A 16,460-nucleotide genomic window follows, 5' to 3' on the forward strand; every position below is an offset into this window, starting at 1 on the left:
TAAGGACTACGTCCTTGAATTAATTCATCAGTACTTCTTGACGAAGAGCCAAAGAAATGGTCACGGTACCACCTTGGTTTGAAATAATAATAAAATTATTTCCTCGAAGAACTCCGCAAAGGAAGTCCCGGCGCGATAATGGGCGCACCCATCTGCATTTTGCCGAGGCTTAATGCGGAATGTTCTCCAAGACCATGTTCAGATTCACTATTTTACCTCGTTACACCAGAAGAGGCTCTCTATGAAAATGTGGGATCGTACTCATCTCTTCATTGCTTTTAATTGTTATCTAATTTGGACTAAGTTTAGCGCGTGTCTTGTCAGTTGTCAAACTTGGATGGAAAATATAAAATATAATGTTTTTAAAGAATTTATGAAGGGTAATTGATTGCTTGAAATCATTCACCAAGCATATTGAGATATTAGCATTAGTAAAATTGAAAAATATATTGCACAAATCAGGGGTTTATTGAATATCTTGCCAATCGGATCATAACTTGCGCCAACGTTGGAACGAAACAAAGAAGATATATTTGTTTTTTTAAAGATGCAAATTTACATTTGACAATCACTTTCAGCAGTCCTATAATGAAAAACATTAAATATAAATGAGAAACACGTGTGGAAGTTTTCACGGAGTATAGGCTAGCGAATTTTTAGAAAGTGTTTGGCGCTGAAAAAACATATTTCCTAGTTTAAAAAGATGAAAATGAGTGGAATCGTCGCTAAGATGATTATGGTTGCACCCAATATAGTGCCAATGTATCAAGTGTTTTTGATGAAAAATACGGCGTACATGGCAAGATAAGTTTTGTGAAAAGCTTGTAAATTAAGGTGGTAACACGTGTAAACGTCCTTTGGATTAATTAATCCGAGGGACGTTTTTTATTTCTCATAGAATTTTGATTTAAATAAGAAAATGCAGAAACAGAAAGGAAGGTTTTATAAATGGAACAAACACGTAAATTTACATGGAAAGAATTAATTGTGGTGGCTTCAATGCTTTTTGGAATGTACTTTGGTGCAAGCAACTTAACATTTCCAGTGCAAATTGGTCAACAATCTGGTTCAGCATTTATCGGTTCAATTATTGGTTTTATCATTACAGGCACAATTTTACCTTTACTAGGTGTTGCCGCAATTGCAATTACCAGAACCCACGGTGTATACGAACTGGCTCAACCAATTGGTAAAACGTACGCTTTAATCTTCACGGTAATTTTGTATATTGCCATCGGTCCAGCATTCGCCACGCCACGAACAGCCACAGTGCCGTTTGAATTTGGAATTGCCACGCATGTGAGTGCTGCTACCGCACCAATCTGGCTTTTCATCTACTCCGCTTTTTTCTTCACCGGAGTTGTCCTTTTTTCAATTAATCGGCATAAAGTTGTGGACTATGTTGGCCGTTATTTAAACCCGGCTTTCATTATTATGGTTGTTATCTTGATTGCCGTTGCAATTTTCAAACCTATGGGCACGACAGCAGGGCAAGCTGTCACCGGTGCTTGGCGTAATGGTTCCATGACCAACGGAATTATTCAAGGCTATCAAACGATGGATGCCTTGGCATCTGTTGAATTTGGAATTGTTGTGATCACGGCAATTAAGGCTTTGGGTGTGAAAAAAGAATCAACAGTGGCTAATTTAACTGTCAAAGCGGGAATCATTGCTGCAAGTGCGATGGCCTTAATTTATGCCGGATTAGCTTACATTGGGGCAACAAGTCTTGGCCATTTGAAAATTGCGAATGACGGTGGGATTGCTCTTGGTCAAATTACCCAGTACTTCTTTGGAAATGCCGGTGTTTACATCTTGGCAATCATGGCAACCATCACGTGTATGACTACGGCTATTGGGGTAACCACCTCGTTTGCGACTGCCTTCAGTAGTATGTTTCCTAAATTCGGGTATAAAACATATGTGATTATCGTTTCAGCAATTTCATTTGTAGTTTCTAACTTTGGCTTTGAAACTATTATTAATGCGGCGGTACCTTTCCTAATGTTTATCTATCCACTATGTATCACATTGATTTTGCTTTCGCTGGCATCCCCACTATTCCATCGTGCGAGAGTGGTTTACATTTGCACAACGATTTTTACCATCGTCCCAGCAATCGTCGATGGATTAAATGCAGCTCCTGCGTTTATTGCCAAATCAGCTTTTGTGGAAAGCTTAACTAGTTTTGAAAGTAAATATGTGCCATTATTCTCCCAAGGGTTTGCGTGGCTAACCCCTGCCATCATTGGATTTGTGATTGGTATCGGAATTTATATCGTTCAACGCATCCGCGCAAACAGCGAATCATCTGTTAGCGAATCGGATTGGTCGTAGAACTGAATGATTTTGTGAGGCAAGTTGCTTAAGGGCAGCTTGTTTTTTTGATTATCTGATTTGCTCTGAATGGGTTTTCATGCTAAATTTATGATAACAAAATTAGAATCATTCAATAAATGAAATGGAGGACAAGCGAATGGAATACATACGTTTAATTGGTGTATTAGTTATTATACTGGGATTTGCATTCAAATTAGACACTGTGGCCGTCGTTTTGATTTCGGCACTGGCCACCGCATTAGCATCCGGAATCGATTTTACAAAATTTTTAGCGATTTTAGGGCAAGGATTTTTAGACAATCGGATGGTGTCCTTATTTTTTTTAACTTTGCCAATGATTGGCGTTATCGAACGCAATGGCTTAAAGGCATCTGCCGTAAATTTGATTCATCGTCTACAAAACTTAACCCCCGGGCGAATTTTTGATATCTATTTATTAATTAGAGAATTAGCCTGTGTTTTTGGAATTACCTTACAAGGGCAGGTCCAGTTTATCCGGCCTTTGATTAATCCAATGGCGCAAGCAGCAGCGAGTGTTGAAGCAAAACTCACACCAAAAGATGTCGATCGAATTAAAGCACGATCGGCGGCTACAGAAAACTTTGGAAATTTCTTTGCGCAAAACTTGTTTGTTGCATCTGGTGGTGTGTTATTGATGGCGAGCACCATGAAATCTTTAGGGTATAAAGTCGATCCGACGGGAATTGTTTTATATTCCATTCCAGTTGCCGTGATTACATTAGTCCTAGTATTTGTATATAATCGCTTATTTGATCGCCAGTTTACAAAGAAGGGACGTGTTGACCATGACTAGTTTAATCAATAATATTTTAACGTTCCTATACATGTTAATTGGAGTTGGTTTTTTAATTGCTGCAATCGAATCGTTTCGAGACAAAACGAATTCGACTCGTTATGGAACTGGATTGTTTTGGACTTTGTTTGCAGTTATTTTTGCCCTAGGTCAATGGCTTCCTAATGCATTAGTGGGCGCATTTTTATTGGTGATCGGCTTACTGTCTCTTTTAAAACAGGTCAAGGTGGGCCATATCAAAGAAATTAATGTTAAAACAGCTGAATCTGCGGCCTTGCGATTAAAGGGGTGGATTTTCCTGCCAAGCATTATCTTGGCTGTGACTGCTATTTTGGTAGCCCAATTCACACCGTTTGGCGGACAGGTTGGAATCGGCGCTGCAGCAATTCTTTCATTAATTGTGGCGGTTGTTTTGACCAAATCAAGTGGAAAAGCCGTTTTTGACGATACGCAACGCATGGTACGTTCGGTTGGCTCGGCCGGAGTTTTGCCGCAGTTATTAGCTACATTAGGAGTGGTTTTCACAGCTTCTGGCGTAGGTAACGTGACGGCACATGCGATTTCCAGTGTTTTTCCGGTTGGCAATCATATGCTGGGCGTTGTCCTGTATTGTGTGGCAATGGCTGTGTTTACGATTATTATGGGTAATGCGTTTGCGGCATTCGCAGTTATCACGGCTGGAATTGGGATTCCATTCGTGGTTGCGCAAGGTGGATCAGCAGTGGTTGTGGCGGCACTCGGAATGACGTCTGGTTATTGTGGGACGTTGATGACGCCAATGGCTGCAAACTTCAATACGTTGCCGGTGGCGTTAATGGAAATGAAGGATCCGCTGGGTGTCATTAAACAGCAGGCACCAATTGCAATTCCTATGTTAATTATTCAGATTTTATTGATGTATGTGTTAGCATTTTAAATTTAAGGAGGATATAAAAATGAAAATTCTTGTGACTGGGTTCGATCCGTTTGGTGACGACAAAATTAATCCGGCGATTGAAGCTGTGAAACGTTTGCCAGATGAAATTAAAGGTGCGCAGATTGTGAAAATTGAAATCCCCACAATTTTTGGCAAGTGTGCAGATGTGACGCATGCGGCTATTTTAAAGGAAAAACCAGATTATGTTTTGAGTATTGGCCAAGCTGGCGGTCGTTTTGGATTGACGCCAGAACGGGTAGCAATTAATTTTGATGATGGACGGATTAAGGATAATGCGGGCTATCAGCCACTAGGAACGCCGGTTCATGAAGATGGTCAAAATGCGTATTTTACGCAATTGCCGGTGAAGGCGATGGCTAGGGCGATTAGGGTGGCAGGTTTGCCAAGTAGTGTGTCGACAACGGCTGGAACGTATGTATGTAATCATATTATGTACCAGGTACAGTATATGATTGATCAGGAGTTTCAGGAATTGAAGGCTGGATTTATGCATATTCCGTTTTTACCGGAGCAGGTGACAAGCAGGCCAAATACGCCTTCATTGAGTTTGACAGATGATGTGAAGGGAATAACGGCGGCAATTGCAGCCATTGTGGAGCGTGATGGCAAGGCTGATATTGAGACGGTGGAGGGCCACGTGGCATAAAGTGAAAGTGCGCGAGGCAAAACGGTAAAAGGCAGAATATAAGCACGATGGAGACGGGATCGCAATCCCGCAGGAATCGTGCTTATATTCTGCCTTTTGTTTTGCCGAGCGGTCCTAGAGCTCAGTGGAAAATAGCAGGCGCGGATGGTGACGTAGGCGGGATCGCAATCCCGCAGGAATCGTGCTTATATTCTGCCTTTTGTTTTGCCGAGCGGTCCTAGAGCTCAGCGGAAAGCAGCGGGAACAATGCTTATGGTTCACTTATTGATATTAATAATCATCCTAAAAAAGTGAATGAAAAAAGCTCATTTTTTAAGGATTCACTAAACAAATTTTTGCAAGAAATTAATGATTAGCTATATAATAGAAATCGTGCACTTCCATCTTTTGTTGCTGAAATAAATATTTAGCTACGCGAAAATGCAAAAAAATAATGGAGGTATACATTTGGAAAAAAGTAAAAAAAGTAATATAACTCTTACTCTGGCTGCAATTTTTATTGCAACGTTCATGAGTTCAGTGGAGACGACAATCATCACTACGGCGTTACCAACTATTGTGAGTGAACTACATGGTATTACTCAAGAAAGTTGGGTATTTGCAATGTACTTGCTTACTACCGCTGTTACAACTCCCATCTATGGAAAATTGGCAGACCAACTGGGAAGAAAGCCAATATTTATTTTTGGCTTGGTAACTTTTCTGATTGGTTCAATTGCCTGTGGATTTTCGCCTAACATTATTGTTCTAATTGTTTCGCGCGCAATTCAGGGTATCGGCGCGGGTGCAATAATGCCAATAACATTTACAATCATCGCTGACGTTTTTAGTTTTGAAAGACGTTCCAACATTATGGCAATGAAATAATACAGCATGGGGTATTTCAGCACTTGCTGGGCCACTTATTGGTGGATTTATAGTGGACAAACTTAATTGGCATTGGGTATTTTTTATTAATGTGCCTCTTGGTATCCTTGTTTTAGGATTAATCGTATTTGGTTACCATGAATCCTCATTTAATGCGAAAAAGATTAAGATTGATTATCCAGGGATAGTTTTACTCTCGGCAAGTTTAATTGGACTTCTCCTTGGCTTACAAAATCTTAGCAAGCAAAGTACCTCGTTCATGTTCTGGTTGATACCGTTTATTACTTTTGCTGCAGCTCTGGTATTCTTCATAATGGTCGAACGACGTACAGAAGATCCATTAATCCCATTAAAATTATTTAGTAATCGAACCTTTTCAATTCAGATAACAACAGCCTTACTGCTTTCTGGTGTGCAGATTGGGTTTCAAGTGTATTTTCCGATGTGGTTACAGTCAATTTACCATGTATCGGCTTCAATAGCTGGTCTGGCTATTACACCCAGTCCTGTTTTATGGTTGATAACTTCATTTTTTGTAGGTGGCCTCTTAAAACGATTTGCTCCGAAGTATATTATTGCCTATAGTTGTAATTCAAACGGCATTTTACGTACCTTTAGTTTTTGCAGGAACAAATTTCCCAATAATGATGTTTTATGTTATTGCCGGTATAACTGGTGCCGGTCTTGGTATTATCATTACCATGAATACCGTTGTAGCACAAGAACTTGTGCCAAAGGGAAATATTGGGACTGCATCCTCAATGCTCACACTTGGGCGAACATTGGGACAAACCGTCATGACAGGTATTTTCGGATTAGTCTTTAACTTCGCTTTAAACCAGGGAGTTAAAGCGAATAAGTCGCTAACAATTAGTAAATTAAATAACGCTATCAGTTCAAATACTCCCTTTAGGAATGGTCATTCATTGCAAAACGCAATTAATTCAGTTCTGCTTAACGGTTTTCATTCCGTTTTTATGATAGCTATATTACTATTTGTAATCCTCATAGTTCTCAATTTATTTGACAACACCAAAGAAATTATTAGGTAGAGTACCTCAATAGTCGTTTTAACATATTCAAGTTTGAAAGTTATTAATTACGCCGTTATGAGTCAATAACTTGATGCTAAAAAAACAAAACTAACCTGTTTATGCAAAATAAGGATCTGAAAGGAAAATCTATCCCTTTTCGGATCTTTATTTTGTTGAACTGATGAATTTTTTTCTAGCACAATTGATGTAAATGAAAAAAAGTTATCAAAAAAAACGTTATTCACCATCTGTTTTTAAAACAGGTAACCGAATAACGTTTTTAGTTTCTATATGAAAAATTAGTTACTTTGTTCACTATTTAGCTTGTTGATTTCTAAAATCAAATCAACTGCTTTTTCCATGGTTTGAGCCGAAACAAATTCATAACGACTGTGCATATTTTCGCCACCTGCGAATAAGTTGGGTGTAGGAATACCCATAAATGAAATTTTTGAACCATCTGTACCGCCACGAACGGGATAAATTACAGGGGTAATATCCAAATTTTCCATGGCAGTTTTTGCGATTTCAACGGGTGTCATATCTTTTTCGAGAATTTCGCGCATGTTGTAATACTGGTCATGGGTTTCAACAGTTACGCGTTCTTCACCAAAGTCTGCGTTTAGTTTATCTGCAATGTTTTGTAGTTCTTGTTTCCGTTGTTCAAATACTTTGCGGTCATGATCTCGAATAATATAAACTAGTTTAGCATGATCAGGAGTGCCTTCCATCTTAAATAAGTGGAAAAATCCTTGACGGCCATCAGTTAATTCAGGACGATCACCAGCTGGAACGAGGTTATGATAATCAATTCCCACTTGAAGGGCATTAACCATGACACCTTTGGCCGTTGCCGTATGCACTTCATTACCTTGAATTTCGACAGTTGTCTGTGCAGCATTGAATGTTTCATATTCCAATTCACCCAGCGGACCGCCATCAACAGTGTAAGCATATTTGGTGTTAAAGTCTTTTGCATCAAAATGATCAGCACCGGTTCCTGTCTCTTCATCAGGGGCAAAGCCGACGCGAATTTCACCGTGTTTTACTTCAGGATGGTTAATGTAATATTCCATTGCTGTCATGATTTCAGCTGCACCAGATTTATCGTCAGAACCAAGCAAAGTTGTGCCATCTGTTGTGATTAAGGTTTGACCCTTGTAATTGTGTAACGCAGGGAATGCAGAAGTTTTAAGCACCCATTTGCCATCTTTACTTAATTGAATATCAGATTCACCATCGTAATTCTCATGAATTTGAGGATCAATGTTTTCCGCGTTGAAGTCGGCGGTATCAATGTGGGCAATGTAACCAAATACAGGAGTATTGCCGCCATCATTAGCAGGTAAAGTAGCTACGACATAGCCACTTTGTGCTTGGGTATGCACGTCTTGTAAACCAAGATTGGTAAGCTCTTGAGCAAGTGTTTTTAAGAAGGCTACTTCCTTAGGATCAGTGGGAACTGTTTTTGAATCTGGGTTAGAGCGTGTGTTTACTTTTACATATTTTAAAAATCGAGGTAATAATGTTTCGTATTTTGCCAAATTAATCACTCCTAATTTTGTTTTGTTAAGTGTATTTTAGCTTACTTACGCAGAGAGGGGAAGCAGAGTGGTTTTTGACCAACTAAAAATAGCGGCCATCAATTACGGAAAGTCCGTTAAGGATGACTCGCTATCCAACTAAACTTGGTTTTAATTTTATTCAGTGGCCTTTTTAGCCAACATCAATGCACCAGTAATTCCGGCGTCATCGCCCAATTCAACATGGACAATGTAATTTGAAATTTCAGGGAAATCTACATAGTCTGCTAGTTGTTTGACAAATTCTTTTTGAATTTGAGGGAAGAGCTGGCTTTGTTTCATAACTCCGCCGCCAAAGATAATGATATCTGGGCGTAAGATCAAAGTGGCATTGACGCAAGCTTGTGCAATATAGTTAGCTTCAATTTCCCAGAATTCGTCACTCGGATCAATTTCATTTCCTTTTTTACCAAACCGTTTTTCAATGGATGGTCCGGCAGCTAAACCTTCAAAACAATCACCATGATAAGGACAAACGCCTTCAAAACCATGATCACGAGGATCGTGTCTCAACAAGATGTGACCCATTTCAGGGTGGCTGTAGCCTTGTAGAAATCCACCATTTTGAAGATAACTGGCACCCACGCCGGTTCCGACAGTCCAGTACAAAATGTTTTGTTTGCCCCGACCTGCGCCAGCCTTGTATTCACCGTAAGCCGCCACGTTGACGTCTGTAGTGAAATAAAATGGAATATCAAAATGAGCCTTCATGGCACCTAAAAAGTCATAGTTTTTCCAAGCTAGTTTGGGCGTATTGGTAATAAAACCATAATTATCGGCTTCTTCATTTAAAGAAACAGGGCCAAACGAACCGATTCCAATTGCGTCCACGGGATGTTGCTCAAAATATGTAAACACCTGCGCCATTGTTTCTTCAGGGGTTGTGGTTGGAAATTGTGTCCGATCTTCAATAGTAATATTTTCATCGCTAACAGCACATACAAATTTGGTTCCACCAGCTTCAATTGCACCTAATTTCATAAAAAAATTCCTCCTATGCTAAATATGATTACAGTTGTTGTAATCGCTACCATGATTATAGCATAAGAAAAACGGGTCGAAAGAATAAGTAGTTAAGAACTAGAAATTTTTTAAAACTTGATCCTAATCAATTTAACGTCAGCAGTTACTCGATAGAATATAAGCATATTAAGAAATTAGGGGGAAACAAAAATGTCAAAAACTCCAGAAGAATTATTTGCAGCAGAACAGAAACAATCCGAAATCGATCATCATGTGCCCACAGCAGGGGCAATGGTGAATCATATTGTTTCCAATTTCACGGTGCTTGATGCGAAATTACATCAGGTGACTTGGTACGTAAAGGGATTGAGCGCACCAGCAATTCAACATGTGTTGAAGCATTTGATTCGAGAAAACCGAACCCACTATGATGAAGTTGGGGAACTACTTTTAGATGAAAATGAAAAACCATCTTCAACAACCGCGGAATACAGTGAGTATTCGATGATTGGTGAAAATGGTAAGAACAAGTATTTTACGGCTGATGAGATGGTGAGTGAGGCGGTTCAGGATTATGTGACGCAAAATTTGTTTGTGGATCGTGCCATTAAGTTAGCGGAAAAAGAAGAGCGTCCCGCATTGCGTAATTATATGGAAAAATTGCGTGGGGATGATAATCATGCGATTCGTGTGCTTCAGGCGTTAGTCGGCAATAATGCTGGCGATGGGCTGGAGGAAGAATAGAGTGTTCAAGAGAGCGGTAGCTTCTGAGCATTAGCCTAGATAGTTAAATGATTCGCACTTGGAATCGTTTGACTATCGTAGCTAAGCGGAGGAAGTTGCTCTCTTTAACACATTTCGGCTACAAAGGAATAGTAACCTTTAATCCAACAAGACCAGCGCATCCTTATCAATCAATTTAATCCGTTTTTGAGGACCTTGTGTAATCCAGCCCTTTCGTTCGAACTCTGTTAGTTTCCGACTAACGGTTTCTGGCGTGGTGCCGAGATAAATCGCAAGATCCTTTTTTTTGATGGGCAACTTAAAGGTATCTTTTTCCAAACTTGCCCCGGTTTCAACCAGATAATTGCCAATACGAGCTTCAACACTTTCTGTCGAAGCTTCGGTCGTGCGTTTTTCAAGGGATGAAATCCGTTGACCAAATTCGTTAATCAGATTCATGCTGATACTTGGTGATTGGCTGAGTAACTTTTGAAAATTGTTACGGCTAATCTGACAAACTTGCGTCGGGATCAACGCAACACCCGAAGAACTGCGTGTCATTTCTTGAAAAAGGGCCCCTTCACCATCAAAATCACCAGATTGTAACAAATACAGAAGCTGTTCACGACCATTGGCGGCAATTTTTGAAACTTTGACCTGGCCATTAGCGACAATCATGAGTGTGTTCAGTTTGTCGCCATCGAGAAATAGAGATTCGCCAGCCTCGTAATGTTTGTGCATGATAATGGATTCGATTTTATCAACATCGCCATCTGGTAAGTGTTTAAACAGTGGAACTAGTTTTATACAGTCGTGTTCTGAACGTTGCATGATGTAACCTCACTTGCTTTCGAATTTAATTACCTAAAGAATAGCATGAAAAAGCAATTGCGGAAAGAAAACGAATTCAAATAACATAAAGAGATTATTATTAAAAAGTTATCTTATTTTAGGCGTTATTTGGCCCGAATGGCTTGCGTTTGCTTAGTAAATTGTGATACATTTTAAGAATTGTGGATTAGATCTGAAACTCGATTTAAGGGGATTTATCAAGAATAGTGAGGATATTAAATGATAACAGTTACCGATATGAGTATGCAATTTTCTGATCGCAAACTCTATGAAGATGTCAATTTAAAGTTTACGCCTGGAAATTGCTACGGCATTATTGGTGCCAATGGAGCCGGCAAATCAACCTTCTTAAAAATACTTGAAGGCAAACTCCAACCAACAAAGGGTCATATTTCAATTTCACCTAATGAACGGATGTCAAGTTTGAATCAGGATCATTATGCGTTTGAAACTGAAAAAGTTTTGGATACTGTGATTATGGGTCATAAAAAGTTGTATGCCATTATGAAGGAAAAGGATGCTTTGTATGCCAAAGAGGACTTTACCGATGCTGATGGGATTAAAGCAGCCGAACTCGAAGGTGAGTTTGCCGAAATGGACGGCTGGAATGCAGAGTCTGACGCGGCACAACTTTTACAACAACTCGGTATTGATGAAACAATGCAAGCTCAAAAAATGAGCGAACTAACTGAAAGCCAAAAAGTTAAAGTATTGTTGGGACAAGCTTTGTTTGGTGATCCTGATATTTTGGTCTTAGATGAACCAACCAATGGACTTGATGCCCAATCAATTTCATGGTTGGAAGATTTTTTGGGTGATTTCCGGAACACAGTTATCGTGGTATCTCATGACCGCCATTTTCTAAATGCCGTTTGTACCATGATGTGTGACGTAGATTTCGGTAAAATTCAGCTTTACGTAGGTAATTATGATTTTTGGATGGAATCCAGTCAATTAGCTGCCAAACTTAAAGAAAATGCAAATGCCAAAAAAGAAGAAAAGATGAAAGAACTGCAAGAATTCGTGGCTCGTTTCAGCGCGAATGCCTCGAAGTCTAAACAAGCAACTTCTCGAAAGAAACAGCTTGAAAAAATCACTTTGGATGACATTCAACCATCAACTCGAAAATATCCATTCATTAGTTTCACACCAGAACGTGAATTGGGAAATGATTTATTGCGCGTTGATAAGCTTTCCAAATCAATTGATGGTGTGAAGATTCTGGATAACATCACCTTCACTGTCAAACCAGGTGAAAAAGCAGCTTTATTGAGTCAAAATGATTTGGCAACCACCACTTTACTGCAAATTGTTGCGGGTGAACTGGAGCCAGATGAAGGAACGGTTACTTGGGGACAAACGACCACTCGAAGTTATATCCCAAGAGATATTAATAGTTACTTCTCAAATGAAAACTTAGATATCCTAGAGTGGTTGCGCCAGTTTGCACCTAAAGAGGAAAGTGACAATACTTTCTTACGGGGCTTCTTAGGGAAAATGTTATTTTCCGGTGAGGACGTTAATAAGCCAGTTACCAAATTATCTGGTGGTGAAAAGGTGCGTTGCATGCTTTCTAAAATGATGTTGAGTAAGGCCAATGTTTTATCATTGGATGATCCCACGAATCATTTAGACTTGGAATCTATTACGTCATTAAATGATGGCTTGATTAATTTTGGCGGTTCATTGATTTTAACTTCTCATGACCGGCAGTTTATTCAAACAATTGCAGATCACATCATTGAAGTATCGGACAAAGGTGTTGTTGATCGTTCTGAGACTAGCTATGACGAGTTTATGGAGCATGTCGACATTCAAAAAAAGGTCCAGGAATTATATAGTAAATAAACTGTTCATTTCGAGGGTAATAAGCTGAAAAAAATTGCCAATCCTGCTAAGATGACCTTGAATAAAGGTCTGATTTTATTATAGAAGGAAAGTCTTTTTATGGACGTTGAAATTAAACGAGATGGTTTAATCTTACGCGGCTTATTGGAAACACCAGGCACAGATAAGTATGATATTGCAATTCTGATGCATGGCTTTACTGGTGATTTAGGTTATCGAAAGACAGATCTGTTAGCACAAGTAGTACAAAGATTACATGAAGATGGGATTGCCACAATCCGTTTTGATTTTAATGGGCATGGCAAAAGTGACGGCCGTTTTCAAGATATGACGATTTTAAATGAAATTTCGGATGGCAACGCAATTTTAACGTTTACCAGGAAATTACCCCATATTGGAAACATTTTTTTGATTGGACACTCTCAAGGCGGTGTTGTGGCGAGTATGCTTGCTGGTAATTATCCGGAGTATATTTCAAAGCTGGTTCTGTTGGCTCCTGCAGCGACATTAAAGGACGATGCGCTTAAAGGTGACCTGCAGGGTGTCACGTACCAACCGAATCATATTCCAGATGCTTTACCAACCCAAAAGGGACAGATAGTGGGTGGCTTTTATCTGCGAACGGCACAGACAATGCCTATTTATGAAGTTGCCAAACAGTATAAGGGTCCAGTTTGTTTAATTCATGGAGATGCGGATACTGTGGTGGATAAAAAAGCATCAGAACGTTATCAAGAAGTGTACGAAAATAGTGAATTGCATATTGTTGTTGGTGGCTCACATCAATTCAAGGGAGCCGCGCGACCACAAGCTTTGCAATTAATGACTGATTTTTTAAAAAATTGAGAAACAAAAAGAATCCCTGTCGTTGCTGGGATTCTTTTTTATGGGTTTAAAAGAAACTGTTTTTAAATGACGTCTAGATGGACGTATTTATTTTTCAAATTGTAAAAATCATAAGTAGCTAAGTTGGCAATATCTTTTTCACCATTGAACATGGCTGTATAACTACCTGCCAGCATTAAATTGATTGAATTTTCTGTTTGTTTATCAAAACGAACTAAGAAAACGGGTTTGTGCTGGGCATAGGCGTAACCACATTCCCAAATGGTTCCGGCATCGGCTTCATGCTGGCCATTTTCAAGGTCGTAATCAAGGATCGCCACAACAACATCGGCTTGATCAATTTGACGAATATCCGCATTAAAAGTGGCAATTTGCCATTCAAATGACCCGGCGGCAGCGTCCGTATATTCATCTTTTCCTGGAAGAAAAATTGCGTCAGAATTGATGGTTTGGTTCTTGTTTAAAAGATTTTTAACGGTCTTTACCCGATTGTTTTGACCATCACTAAAGAATGGGCCGGCGAGATAAACAGATTTTGGTTGCATTAAAATTCTCCTTTAAGTTGTTTAATGTAGAAGCCTACTTGTTGCGGATCGTGAAGCGCGCTTGATGAACACTAGGGTTTTCTAATTCGTCTAAAATAGCAACGGCCATTGTTCCGGTTGAAACTTCAGATTTTTGATTGGCATCGTAAAGAACATGATCTTTTCCTAAAGCATAGTCTGTCTTAGGGCCATCGAGAAAACTGGCCGCTGGAGAAACACCAACCCAATTGACGTTTGTCACAGTTCTTAAGAAATCTAACTCATGAGTTTGTGATTCCGGTGTATCAATCCAAGCTTGTGAGTCAGGAATCTTTTTAAGTTGATCCAGTAAGAGACCATCGTCAGTTTGTAAACTACCTGCTCCAAGAATAAAAACAAGGCGTGGCGTTTCCGTTTCTCGTAATAAATGCACTAAATGGACTGCCAGATCAATATGTTGATAAGCAAGATGTTTACCTAATGGAACGGAAAAGGCATCAATGACAACGTCTAAATTAGTTAAATCTTGTTTAGTGATGTCAAAAGCATCTTTTGCAATAATGGTTACTGTGCCACCAAATAATTTTGTTGCCTTATCTTTGTTACGAACAAGTGCCGTGACCTGATGACCACGATTCAGTGCTTCAGTCACGATTTTTGAGCCGGACTTACCGGTTGCGCCAATGATACCAATTTTCATATTTTTTATGATCCTTTCTCAATATTTACAACGATTTTTCTGTTATAAATTTCTATTTCGATTACAATTAAAATTATAAAGCAAATGAGGCACGAATGTTAGCAATTAGTTTAACCACTTTTGATCGGATTTGCAATTAATATAATTAGGAGAACACCATGCAAGCAATAATCGGTGTCGATATTGGCACAACAAGTACAAAAGTTGTTTTGTTTGATCTAAAAGGGACCGTTTTAGCCAATCAGAATAATGGTTACCCACTTCATCAAGACCAACCAAGTTACGCACAAGAAAATCCAGAACAGATTTTTGCGGCGGTTGTCACTGGTATTAAAAAGGTGATGCAAATAGCTAAACAAAAGTCCTGGAAAGTTTTAGGAGTGTCCTTTTCAGCAGCCATGCACAGCTTGATTTTGATCGATGGCCAAGACAAACCTTTAACCCAAGTCATCACGTGGGCTGATAACCGTTCTGAAAAACAAAGTGCTGAACTTCGCGAAAATGGTCTTGCTCAAGCCTTGTATTTTAAAACGGGAACGCCAAACCATCCCATGACCCCACTGACCAAAATTATGTGGTTTCGTGAAGAACGGCCGCAGTTATTTGCCAAAACTGCCAAGTTTATTGGTATTAAAGACTATATTTTCTTTAAACTTTTTGGAGCTTACGTGATAGATGAAGGACTTGCTTCGGCTACTGGAATGTTTAATATTCAAACGATGGCCTGGGATGCCCAGGCGTTGGCAATTGCTGGTATCACTACAAATCAATTGCCCAAATTGGTGAGCACAGAAACCCAATTTTCTGGAATGTCTGCAACAATGGCTGCTCAGCTAAATCTTGATACTGATGTACCCTTTATTATCGGCAGTAGTGACGGGGCACTCGCAAACCTTGGGGTTGGTGCAACTAACTCTGGTCAATTAGCAGTTAGCATTGGAACCAGTGGCGCAGTCCGATTAGTCGTTGACCATCCGGTTTTTGATCCGGCTGGAAAATTATTTTGTTATGTCCTTGGAAAAGATCAGTGGCTTGTGGGTGGTCCCGTAAATAATGGTGGGATTGTTCTCCAGTGGGTACAGGAGCAGTGGTTCACAAAAGATAGGCAGTCATCTTACGTTGAGTTGATTAAGTTAGCTGCAAAATCAGTTCCTGGGGCCCATGGCTTAATTTTTTTGCCCTATTTAGGTGGTGAACGGGCGCCAATTTGGAATGCGGATGCACGTGGTAGTTTCGTTGGACTGACGCGCCAACACACCCAAGCAGACATGATTCGGGCTGTATTGGAAGGGATCGTTTTAAATTTGTGTGAAGTCACGCAAATGATTGAACGGGTAGCAGGTCCGATTACCAATGTGAAAGCAACTGGTGGATTTTCTCAATCTGCGTTCTGGGTACAAATCTTAGCGGATTGTTTTAATCAAACAGTGACAGTTTCAAAAAAATCGGCGGGTTCAGCTTTAGGTGCGGCCATTATGGGGCTTCACAGTTTGGAAATTGTCCCCAAACTAGCCTTAAATGAGTTGGCATCAACTGATCAGCAAAAATGGCAAGCGAATCCCCAAAATGCCGAATGTTATCAAGATTTGATGAAATTATGGGCACAAATTAGTGAAATTTTGGAACCGGAATACCATAAAATTGCTGATTTTCAGAGCAGATATTTTAAATAACTAAAGGTTGAAACTACAAAAACTTATCTTGTTGCCTGATACGAAAACGTTCATGGCAGCAAAATTAGATAAAATGCCGTCTTCCAGCAAATTTGGGCTGGAACGTAGTG

At 39.6% G+C, this 16,460-nt stretch carries 13 protein-coding genes and 1 pseudogene; 9 read left to right on the forward strand and 5 right to left on the reverse strand.

What is annotated here, in order from left to right:
• Nucleotides 1-948 precede the first annotated feature (948 nt).
• From brnQ to DD627_RS06475, 5 genes and pseudogenes are all read left to right on the forward strand, one after another.
• Complete coding sequence (gene brnQ, locus DD627_RS06455) at nt 949-2,337, forward strand: branched-chain amino acid transport system II carrier protein (RefSeq protein WP_260274603.1); 1,389 nt, start codon at nt 949-951, stop codon at nt 2,335-2,337.
• A gap of 139 nt (nt 2,338-2,476) precedes the next feature.
• The gene (locus DD627_RS06460) at nt 2,477-3,154 is read left to right on the forward strand and encodes a DUF969 domain-containing protein (RefSeq protein ID WP_057784727.1); all 678 of its coding nucleotides are present in this window, start codon (nt 2,477-2,479) and stop codon (nt 3,152-3,154) included.
• On the forward strand, nt 3,147-4,070 hold the full coding sequence (locus tag DD627_RS06465; protein ID WP_057784729.1) for a DUF979 domain-containing protein: 924 nt from the start codon (nt 3,147-3,149) through the stop codon (nt 4,068-4,070). The genes DD627_RS06460 and DD627_RS06465 overlap by 8 nt, the downstream gene beginning before the upstream one ends.
• A gap of 19 nt (nt 4,071-4,089) precedes the next feature.
• Entirely contained in the window at nt 4,090-4,737 is a 648-nt protein-coding gene (pcp, locus tag DD627_RS06470; protein WP_260274604.1) for a pyroglutamyl-peptidase I, read from the forward strand.
• Between the two features lie 420 nt (nt 4,738-5,157).
• A pseudogene (locus DD627_RS06475) lies at nt 5,158-6,656 on the forward strand (MFS transporter).
• 281 nt (nt 6,657-6,937) lie between these two features.
• On the opposite strand, the gene pepT reads toward DD627_RS06475, so the two are convergent.
• A complete protein-coding gene (gene pepT / locus DD627_RS06480) occupies nt 6,938-8,182 on the reverse strand; it encodes a peptidase T (RefSeq protein ID WP_068808346.1) in 1,245 nt (414 codons plus the stop codon).
• Nucleotides 8,183-8,338: 156 nt separating this feature from the next.
• Nucleotides 8,339-9,202: an ROK family protein gene (locus DD627_RS06485; protein ID WP_260267943.1), complete on the reverse strand. Its 864-nt coding sequence runs from the start codon at nt 9,200-9,202 to the stop codon at nt 8,339-8,341.
• Between the two features lie 192 nt (nt 9,203-9,394).
• Here DD627_RS06485 and DD627_RS06490 point away from each other — a divergent pair, with 192 nt between their 5' ends.
• A complete protein-coding gene (locus tag DD627_RS06490) occupies nt 9,395-9,928 on the forward strand; it encodes a ferritin-like domain-containing protein (protein WP_057784736.1) in 534 nt (177 codons plus the stop codon).
• A gap of 138 nt (nt 9,929-10,066) precedes the next feature.
• Here DD627_RS06490 and DD627_RS06495 read toward each other — a convergent pair whose 3' ends face one another.
• Entirely contained in the window at nt 10,067-10,738 is a 672-nt protein-coding gene (locus DD627_RS06495) for a Crp/Fnr family transcriptional regulator (RefSeq protein ID WP_260267942.1), read from the reverse strand.
• A 240-nt stretch (nt 10,739-10,978) separates the two neighbouring features.
• On the opposite strand from DD627_RS06495, the gene DD627_RS06500 reads away from it, so the two are divergent.
• Together DD627_RS06500 and DD627_RS06505 are read left to right on the forward strand one after the other, a co-directional pair.
• The gene (locus DD627_RS06500) at nt 10,979-12,607 is read left to right on the forward strand and encodes an ABC-F family ATP-binding cassette domain-containing protein (protein WP_260274605.1); all 1,629 of its coding nucleotides are present in this window, start codon (nt 10,979-10,981) and stop codon (nt 12,605-12,607) included.
• Between the two features lie 99 nt (nt 12,608-12,706).
• A complete protein-coding gene (locus DD627_RS06505) occupies nt 12,707-13,453 on the forward strand; it encodes an alpha/beta hydrolase (RefSeq protein ID WP_260267940.1) in 747 nt (248 codons plus the stop codon).
• Between the two features lie 62 nt (nt 13,454-13,515).
• Here the strand turns inward: DD627_RS06505 and DD627_RS06510 are convergent, their stop codons facing one another.
• Both DD627_RS06510 and DD627_RS06515 read right to left on the reverse strand, forming a co-directional pair.
• Nucleotides 13,516-13,998, reverse strand: coding sequence for a nucleoside 2-deoxyribosyltransferase (locus tag DD627_RS06510; protein WP_057784740.1), 483 nt, complete (start codon nt 13,996-13,998; stop codon nt 13,516-13,518).
• A 34-nt stretch (nt 13,999-14,032) separates the two neighbouring features.
• Entirely contained in the window at nt 14,033-14,677 is a 645-nt protein-coding gene (locus tag DD627_RS06515) for an NAD(P)-dependent oxidoreductase (RefSeq protein ID WP_057784741.1), read from the reverse strand.
• A 158-nt stretch (nt 14,678-14,835) separates the two neighbouring features.
• On the opposite strand from DD627_RS06515, the gene DD627_RS06520 reads away from it, so the two are divergent.
• Nucleotides 14,836-16,350, forward strand: coding sequence for a gluconokinase (locus DD627_RS06520; protein ID WP_260274606.1), 1,515 nt, complete (start codon nt 14,836-14,838; stop codon nt 16,348-16,350).
• Nucleotides 16,351-16,460 lie beyond the last annotated feature (110 nt).

Source organism: Pediococcus sp. (assembly GCF_003533255.1).
In the GTDB taxonomy this organism is placed as follows: Bacteria; Bacillota; Bacilli; order Lactobacillales; family Lactobacillaceae; genus Pediococcus; species Pediococcus parvulus.

Excerpts from the sequence above, each read along its gene's own strand:
- brnQ (WP_260274603.1), top strand. The coding sequence starts at position 949 with ATGGAACAAACACGTAAATTTACATGGAAAGAATTAATTGTGGTGGCT.
- DD627_RS06460 (WP_057784727.1), top strand. The coding sequence starts at position 2,477 with ATGGAATACATACGTTTAATTGGTGTATTAGTTATTATACTGGGATTT.
- DD627_RS06465 (WP_057784729.1), top strand. The coding sequence starts at position 3,147 with ATGACTAGTTTAATCAATAATATTTTAACGTTCCTATACATGTTAATT.
- pcp (WP_260274604.1), top strand. The coding sequence starts at position 4,090 with ATGAAAATTCTTGTGACTGGGTTCGATCCGTTTGGTGACGACAAAATT.
- DD627_RS06485 (WP_260267943.1), bottom strand. The coding sequence starts at position 9,202 with ATGAAATTAGGTGCAATTGAAGCTGGTGGAACCAAATTTGTATGTGCT.
- DD627_RS06490 (WP_057784736.1), top strand. The coding sequence starts at position 9,395 with ATGTCAAAAACTCCAGAAGAATTATTTGCAGCAGAACAGAAACAATCC.
- DD627_RS06495 (WP_260267942.1), bottom strand. The coding sequence starts at position 10,738 with ATGCAACGTTCAGAACACGACTGTATAAAACTAGTTCCACTGTTTAAA.
- DD627_RS06500 (WP_260274605.1), top strand. The coding sequence starts at position 10,979 with ATGATAACAGTTACCGATATGAGTATGCAATTTTCTGATCGCAAACTC.
- DD627_RS06505 (WP_260267940.1), top strand. The coding sequence starts at position 12,707 with ATGGACGTTGAAATTAAACGAGATGGTTTAATCTTACGCGGCTTATTG.
- DD627_RS06510 (WP_057784740.1), bottom strand. The coding sequence starts at position 13,998 with ATGCAACCAAAATCTGTTTATCTCGCCGGCCCATTCTTTAGTGATGGT.
- DD627_RS06515 (WP_057784741.1), bottom strand. The coding sequence starts at position 14,677 with ATGAAAATTGGTATCATTGGCGCAACCGGTAAGTCCGGCTCAAAAATC.
- DD627_RS06520 (WP_260274606.1), top strand. The coding sequence starts at position 14,836 with ATGCAAGCAATAATCGGTGTCGATATTGGCACAACAAGTACAAAAGTT.